The following is a 6,826-nucleotide window of genomic DNA, read 5'->3' on the forward strand; positions in this document are numbered from 1 at the left end:
CCCCGGATCTAGGCCAAGCCCAGTCCATTTTGCAAAAACGGCGGTACCGGCAGCAGGATCAGCACCAGCAGCGTTAGCATCCCCAGCCCCAGCAGATCCCGGGCCTCGTCCAGTTCCGTCACATCGTTGAGGGCCGGCTCGTCAGCACTGGAAATCACAAACAGCAGCAGCGCCCAGAGCAACAGCCAAGGCTGCACCGTCAAAGCCAGCAGCAACACCAACCAGCGGGCTACCCGGCCCACATTCGCTCCCATCCGCTGTCCATACACTGCGTGGACAATGTGCCCTCCATCCAGTTGGCCCACCGGCATGAGGTTAAAGGCAATCACCACCAAGCCCAGCCAGCCGGCAAAGGCCAGCGGGTGCAGCTCGATCACCTGCCCCGGCTGCAACTGATCCCCCAGCACCATGCGGGCCAGAATTGCCAGCAGCACCGATAGGCGCGGGTCAATGCGATGAAAACTAATCGGGGTCGGCTGCCCCTCCGGCACCGTGGGAGGATCTGCAGGCGCTGAAAACACCAGCCCCAGCAACAGCATGCCCAAAGCAACAAGACTCCCTGCCAGCGGCCCAGCGGCGGCGATATCAAACAACACCTTGCGGTTGGGCACCGGCTCTTTCAACTGGATAAACGCCCCAAAAGTCCCTAGGACAAAAGGCACCGGGATGAAATAGGGCAGCGAGGTTTTGATGTGGTGGCGGCGGGCCACCCAGTAACGAGTCCACTCATGGGATCCCAAAATGGCAAGGATCCCGACCGCATAGGGCAATCCTTTCATCAGAGAGGGCAAATGCAGCAGCCGGTCAGGGCTAACCCCAGCCGCGTGGGCCCCAGCACTGAGGGTTGTCCAGAAGGTGAATAGCAACAGCCCCAAAGCCAGCAGCGGCAACTCTCGACTGTCCGCCAGGGAGCGCCGCGCCGCCGGGTTGGGCACCAAGGCAAAAAAGGGCTTACCGGCAAACCCCTCCTGCAGCACCACCAAAAAGCGTTTGCCGAAAGTGGTTTCCACGTTTTGCTGCACCCGCTCATAGGCTTCACTGGGATCCGCCCGCAAGTTGCCCCGGCAGATGATCGCCTGGGGGCGGTACTCCACATTTTGCAAATAAAAGACGTTCCAGGGGAAGCAATGGCTCAGCTTCTCCCGCGGCACTTCGGAGATGGGGGTGTGGGCAAGAGCCAGCGAGACCGGATCTGCGGCGCCGTCTTCCTCCTCTTCCTCTTGCTCAGGTTCCCCAGCCGGCGAGGGATCCGCTTCTGGAGAGGAGTTTTCCACCTCTGGCCGAGGGCCTCCGGTTGAGGGTCGAATACCCCCTCGTCTCACCAAGGTCATGCTGGTAAAGTAGGAGGTGAGAAACAGCAGCAACATCAGCAAGGGAGGCAATTCGTACTGAAACACCTGACGCCCCAGCACCCAAACCAAAGGGGGCAGCATCATCACCAGCCACAGGATCCGCCACGGCACCTTCGAAAGGCGGGCCACACTTTTTTGCAGCAGCAGGTAGGTTGCAGAACCCACCAGCGCCAACAGGATCCAATCTGCCATGAGTTCAAAAAACGGAGGAGAACACCTGATACATTTACGCTGAACACTGCTGAACATCACTGTTCAACTATGCAGCGACAGCATTCTGTTTGTTTCCAACCAGAATGGCGGTATCCCGCAAAGCTTTGAGTAGAATACCCAAAGCGCAGTTTCCGTGTCGTCTTACTACCAATTTTCTGCTTTGCTTTGGCTACCATGTTGGCAGACTCGAAAGTAAACAGAAAGATCAACTGGTAGTAATCCGTACTGAACATATTATACATTATTTTCAGTATAGTTGAGCTTATTATTGACTAGAGTCATGCTCTACCAAGCTAGCGGCAAATCCAATCCCCTCGCTACAGCTTGCAGCCGGGATCCCTGAAGAGCCAATTGAGGCTTGGCCTGCCCATAGACCGCCACCATTCCGGGGCAAACTTTTCATTCGCGCGAGCGGTGCGGAGCACTTTACTTCTTGTCAGCAGTGGGGCGAAAAAGAGGGATCCCCTTGAGGCGTGCTTATGCTGCCGGCGTCCACTGCACAGCTTCGCCCATGGGCCCCAACCTCAACCCAGTATCTATTCTGGCCAAAAGGTATTCCCTGTCATGCCTCGCAGGGTGAAATAAACAAATAGAAGCAACAAAAGGGATCCCAGCGTAACCATAGCCGCCGCTGTTGGACTTTTGCGATACAGGCCGACAAAAGGCTGGAGGCCAGCCCAGATCCCCCCCAGCAAAACGGTAATAAAGTAAGTGGGATAACGGGAGACATTCTCCACAAACTGGTCTTCCAGTCTTCTGGGGGGCTGCGGTTGTGGCATAAGAGGCTGGGGCTCCAACTGATACATTTACGCTGAACACTGCTGAACATCACTGTTCAACTATGCAGCGACAGCATTCTGTTTGTTTCCAACCAGAATGGCGGTATCCCGCAAAGCTTTGAGTAGAATACCCAAAGCGCAGTTTCCGTGTCGTCTTACTACCAATTTTCTGCTTTGCTTTGGCTACCATGTTGGCAGACTCGAAAGTAAACAGAAAGATCAACTGGTAGTAATCCGTACTGAACATATTATACATTATTTTCAGTATAGTTGAGCTTATTATTGACTAGAGTCATGCTCCTTTTTTCTCAGTGTGCCATAGGTAGCTGTCAACCATCTGGAGGCTGGCCATCTTCAGGGAACTGGCGGCAACTCAAAAAGTGTAGTCATCTCAAACTAGATTGAGACACTCCCCAAACGCTCCGCGCCGCTGCCGCGACCCCCCAGCTCATCTCTCTGGGAGAGGGGGGTTGGAGAGCAATGCAACGGAAATGTTTTATTCCTATTCAAAATGACTATAAATCTCCTCCATTGGCGCTCTTTTGGCAGCCGAGCAACCTCGGCTCCCCAGCCGCTGTGGCACCAACCGACCGGTAAGCAGCCTCTCTGCCGCTTGGCTCACAGCCTCCGCGAGGGAGAAAGTCCATCGTCCCCTCATATCAAAAAGAACATCTACTTCACGAAGAGTGGTTGGAGCGAAGGGGAGACTGCGCAGATTCAGGAAACCGAGAACCTGATATGGTAGGCGTTATCCTGCCTGATCTGCTCTTTTGCTCAGTGCAGCCTCCCCTCTTCATAGACTGATGCGAGAATTGCCCTCTGATCCTTCCAATCGTGCCGGCGTACCCTTTGGGGATCAGACCCTGGCTCTGATGCGCGTCCAGGAGGCCCTGGATCAATTGGAGGCAGCCATTCTCAGTAGCCCTCGCCTGTTTTGGTCTCGCACCCTTATTGAAGAGGAAAAGATTCTGGAGCAGTTAGACTTTATCCGCCTGAACCTGCCGACAGCCCTGGAGGAAGCGGAGGAACTGCTGCGCCAGCGGGATCGGATCTTGGCAGAGGCCAATCGCTACGCCCAAGAAATTGTGGCCGCGGCCCAACGTAGGGCTGAGCAGCTCCTCAACGAATCGGCGATTCTGCGACAGGCCCAAGCTCAGGCGGAGCAGTTATTGCAACAAGCCTATCAACATAGTGAGGAGGTGCGGCGACAGACACTGCAGGAATCGGAGCGCCTGCAGCGGGAGGCCCACCGTTACGTGGATCAGGTGTTGCAAGACTTGGAGTTGCGGTTGGTGGAGTCCTTGCGGGTGATCCGCAACGGGCGGCAAAATCTGCAGACCTAACAGAGAAGAGTCAGACTGGGGCTTGAGCGCTGCCTTCAACCTGTGCCAGGAGCATTTTTATCCCGCGTTGTGCAAGTCTTTTGGAGCGGTGGGTTAGGGATCTCCTGAGCAGGCGAGGGACGGCTCCCCTCGCTAGACTTGAGCAGAAGACGTTCCCCAGCGGCCCTTGACATCCTCTCTGCCCATCATCCTTGGCGTATCAGGCGCTTCAGGGATGCTCTATGCTGTGCGCGCTCTGCATGTTCTGCTCAGCCTGGACTACCGCGTCGAAGTGGTGGCCTCCAAAGCGGCCTATCAGGTGTGGCAGGGAGAACAAGGGGTGCTGCTGCCGACAGACCCCCGCAAGCAGGCCCACTTTTGGCGACAGCAAGCCGAGAGCAGCGGTGGATCCCTAGTTTGTCATCGCTGGCAGGATGTGGGGGCAACCATTGCCAGTGGCTCCTATCGCACGCAGGGGATGTTGGTGATCCCGTGCAGCATGGGTACAGTTGCCAAGTTGGCTGCCGGCTTGAGCTCGGATCTGCTGGAGCGGGCTGCTGATGTGCAGCTCAAGGAGGGACGACGCTTGGTGGTGGTGCCGCGGGAAACCCCCTTTAGCCTGATCCACCTGCGCAACTTGACCACTCTGGCAGAAGCGGGGGCGCGCATTGTTCCGGCCATTCCAGCTTGGTACCACCAGCCGCGTACCATCCTAGATTTGGTGGATTTTGTGGTGGTGAAGGCGTTGGATCAGTTCGGTATTGATGGCGATCTCATTCGCCGCTGGCAGGGGATGCGCCAGCATCAGATCCTCAAGCTGCCCCCTGATCTCTGAGCGGGATCCCTTTTCCCGGCGGCAGGCTGGGATTTGGCTTGGGGGTGTTCCAAGCTGGGGGGGCCTGTGCCGATAGCCCTCACTTGTGGCACCTTGCCGGGAATAGCTCAGATCACTTGCTGAGCTAGCCGACTCGGGGATCCCGCTGAAGGGGGGTGGGCAAGTCAGGGCAGGTCTCCAGACTGGCCGCCCATTCCCCGATGAGGGTGTTGACCCAGTGAGGCAGCTCGTCGTGGGCGCAGTGGCCTACTCCCGGCAGCTTCACCAAGGTGAGGGCAGGTTGCCAGCGCTTAAATTGGTCTGCCAAAAAACTGGGCACTGCCGGATCTTCTCGGCCCCAAAGTAGCAAGATAGGCATTTTTAGGGTGGGCAGCAGGCGTTTGGGGCTGTCGAAGCGGCGGCAGAGAATGGCCCTCAGACCGTCCAAAAACACGTGGGCTGCCCCCGGCTCAAAGGCCGGTCTCTGGAAGATCTGCACCAGCTCGTCATCCACCTGCTCATCCCGCTTGTAGACATTCTTGATCCAAGCTCGTAGCACCTCGGTTTGTCGCAGCCAGTTGAAGAGGTGGGGATAAGTGAGGGGGCACCCCAGCAACGACAGAATCCCTTCGCAGAGGGCTCGCACCAGAGCATCCCAGGGAGAGGGCAATTCTTCCGGATGGGGCCCATCGGCGCAGCTAATCAAGCACAGGCCCTTCACCATCTGGGGATAGCGGGCGGCGGCAATGACTCCCACCAAGCCCCCGATGGAATGGCCCACCAGGATGCTGGGCTGCTGAATGTGAGTTTGCCAAAACTCGTGTACCTGCTCCACCCACAGATCAACGCTGTAGGCAATCTCCGGCTTGGCACTCTTGCCAAATCCCAGCAGGTCGAGGGCATAGACGGAGCGCTGGGATCCCAGAGGGAGAATGTTGTGGCGCCAATGACCCACTGACGCTCCAAATCCATGGATTAAAAGGGCCGGAGCTGCCGTCAAGTTGACGACACCGGCAGGGGTTTGGGCACGACTGGGGGTGTAGGTGAAATGGATGGGCCAGCCCCGCCAATGCCAGGTTTGGGAGTAGCCGTAGCGAGGCAAAGCCGACAAGGGATCCCTGTCGCTACCCGTTGGGGAAGAGGAGGGCGCATCAACAGAGGAGAAACCGGGATTGCCGACGGAATTGGCGCTGACCCGAGCAGAAGGGGAAGGATGGGAGTTGAGTCTGTGCAAGGGAGGAGTGGGTGACAACAATAGGCTCATCTCCAATTTAGGCTAGACCAATCTTAGTGGTTTTCTCGGCTCGCCCAAAGCTACTTTGCCACCGGTTCTTCTTTAGGACATGCCAGCATGACTGTGCCCCTGACTCCAGACCCAATGAATGAAGCCTTCCAGGTAGACCCAATCACTGCTGCCAGCTTCCGCCAGATCGATCAGGAGATCGGCCCCCACCCCTGGCAAGGGATCCCTTATGAGGTGGTGCGCCGTGCCATTCATGCCACTGCCGACTTTGAGCTGCGGGATCGCTTTTTCTTCGGCCCCAACGCCGTTGAACACGCCCTGGCAGCCCTACGGCAAAAGCAGCCTGTCATTGTCGATGTCAGGATGGTGGCAGCTGGGATCCAGTCAGGTCTGAAAGCCCAAGGGATCCCCCTCTACTGTGCTTTGGACTGGGTGGAGGAGCCCCGTTGGCCCGGTCAAACCCGCGCCGCCAATGGGATGGTGAACTTGGCACGCCGCTATCCAGAAGCCCTGTTTGTCGTTGGCAATGCCCCCACCGCGTTGCTGGCTTTGGTGGAGGAGATTCGGGCAAAGCGGGTCAAGCCGGCTTTGGTGATCGGAGTGCCGGTGGGATTTGTGGCGGTGGAAGAGGCCAAGCAGGCGTTGGCGCAAACGGATGTTCCCCAGATTCGGGTGGAGGGCCGCAAAGGCGGATCCCCAGTTGCTGCTGCCATTGTCAATGCCCTTCTCTTGGCAGCTCAACGGGATCCCATCCCCAACTGACTAGAATTGAAGGGATATCTTCAGACCTTTCCCATGACCCCAGAACAAGAGGAGTGGCTGATTCGCAACCTTCAGCAACAACAAGAACAAATCCAAGAAATGCGGGCCGAGCAGCAGCGGTCGGCTGAGCGCTTTGAGGCTCAGATGGTTGAGATGCGGCAGGGCTTTGCAGCCCAAATCTCCGAGATCCGGGCTGAACAGCAACGATCTGCCGAGCGCTTTGAGGCCCAGATGGCCGAAATGCGAGCCGAGCAGCAGCGGTCGGCTGAGCGCTTTGAGGCTCAGATGGTTGAGATGCGGCAGGGCTTTGCAGCCCAAATCTCCGAGATCCGGGCTGAACA

General features: G+C 57.4%; 6 protein-coding genes and 3 pseudogenes. 4 read left to right on the forward strand and 5 right to left on the reverse strand.

Features of this window, described 5'->3' with window-relative positions:
• Positions 1-8: 8 nt before the first annotated feature.
• The 4 genes and pseudogenes from ACVWZU_RS07865 to ACVWZU_RS07880 all read right to left on the reverse strand — a co-directional run.
• Complete coding sequence (locus tag ACVWZU_RS07865) at positions 9-1,544, reverse strand: site-2 protease family protein (RefSeq protein WP_457444239.1); 1,536 nt, start codon at positions 1,542-1,544, stop codon at positions 9-11.
• Positions 1,545-1,611: 67 nt separating this feature from the next.
• Positions 1,612-1,795: pseudogene (locus ACVWZU_RS07870) on the reverse strand (hypothetical protein); the annotation flags it as partial.
• Positions 1,796-2,101: 306 nt separating this feature from the next.
• Entirely contained in the window at positions 2,102-2,344 is a 243-nt protein-coding gene (locus ACVWZU_RS07875; RefSeq protein ID WP_041436092.1) for a DUF751 family protein, read from the reverse strand.
• A gap of 60 nt (positions 2,345-2,404) precedes the next feature.
• A pseudogene (locus ACVWZU_RS07880) lies at positions 2,405-2,588 on the reverse strand (hypothetical protein); the annotation flags it as partial.
• A gap of 559 nt (positions 2,589-3,147) precedes the next feature.
• Here ACVWZU_RS07880 and ACVWZU_RS07885 point away from each other — a divergent pair.
• Positions 3,148-3,687: an ATP synthase subunit B family protein gene (locus ACVWZU_RS07885; RefSeq protein WP_414380997.1), complete on the forward strand. Its 540-nt coding sequence runs from the start codon at positions 3,148-3,150 to the stop codon at positions 3,685-3,687.
• A 166-nt stretch (positions 3,688-3,853) separates the two neighbouring features.
• Positions 3,854-4,501: a flavin prenyltransferase UbiX gene (locus ACVWZU_RS07890; RefSeq protein WP_011431889.1), complete on the forward strand. Its 648-nt coding sequence runs from the start codon at positions 3,854-3,856 to the stop codon at positions 4,499-4,501.
• A 124-nt stretch (positions 4,502-4,625) separates the two neighbouring features.
• Here the strand turns inward: ACVWZU_RS07890 and ACVWZU_RS07895 are convergent, their stop codons facing one another.
• Entirely contained in the window at positions 4,626-5,732 is a 1,107-nt protein-coding gene (locus ACVWZU_RS07895) for an alpha/beta fold hydrolase (RefSeq protein WP_457404136.1), read from the reverse strand.
• A 99-nt stretch (positions 5,733-5,831) separates the two neighbouring features.
• Here ACVWZU_RS07895 and ACVWZU_RS07900 point away from each other — a divergent pair, with 99 nt between their 5' ends.
• Both ACVWZU_RS07900 and ACVWZU_RS07905 read left to right on the forward strand, forming a co-directional pair.
• Positions 5,832-6,485 carry a cobalt-precorrin-8X methylmutase gene (locus tag ACVWZU_RS07900; RefSeq protein WP_457404138.1) on the forward strand — a complete coding sequence of 218 codons (654 nt, stop codon included), beginning with the start codon at positions 5,832-5,834 and terminating at the stop codon, positions 6,483-6,485.
• Positions 6,486-6,518: 33 nt separating this feature from the next.
• Positions 6,519-6,826 (forward strand): annotated as a pseudogene (locus tag ACVWZU_RS07905) (hypothetical protein); the annotation flags it as partial.

The sequence above is a fragment of the Thermostichus sp. MS-CIW-26 genome, from assembly GCF_054059115.1.

Bases quoted from the DNA above. Each gene is read 5' to 3' on its own strand.
- ACVWZU_RS07865 (WP_457444239.1), bottom strand. From the start codon at position 1,544: ATGGCAGATTGGATCCTGTTGGCGCTGGTGGGTTCTGCAACCTACCTG.
- ACVWZU_RS07875 (WP_041436092.1), bottom strand. From the start codon at position 2,344: ATGCCACAACCGCAGCCCCCCAGAAGACTGGAAGACCAGTTTGTGGAG.
- ACVWZU_RS07885 (WP_414380997.1), top strand. From the start codon at position 3,148: ATGCGAGAATTGCCCTCTGATCCTTCCAATCGTGCCGGCGTACCCTTT.
- ACVWZU_RS07900 (WP_457404138.1), top strand. From the start codon at position 5,832: ATGACTGTGCCCCTGACTCCAGACCCAATGAATGAAGCCTTCCAGGTA.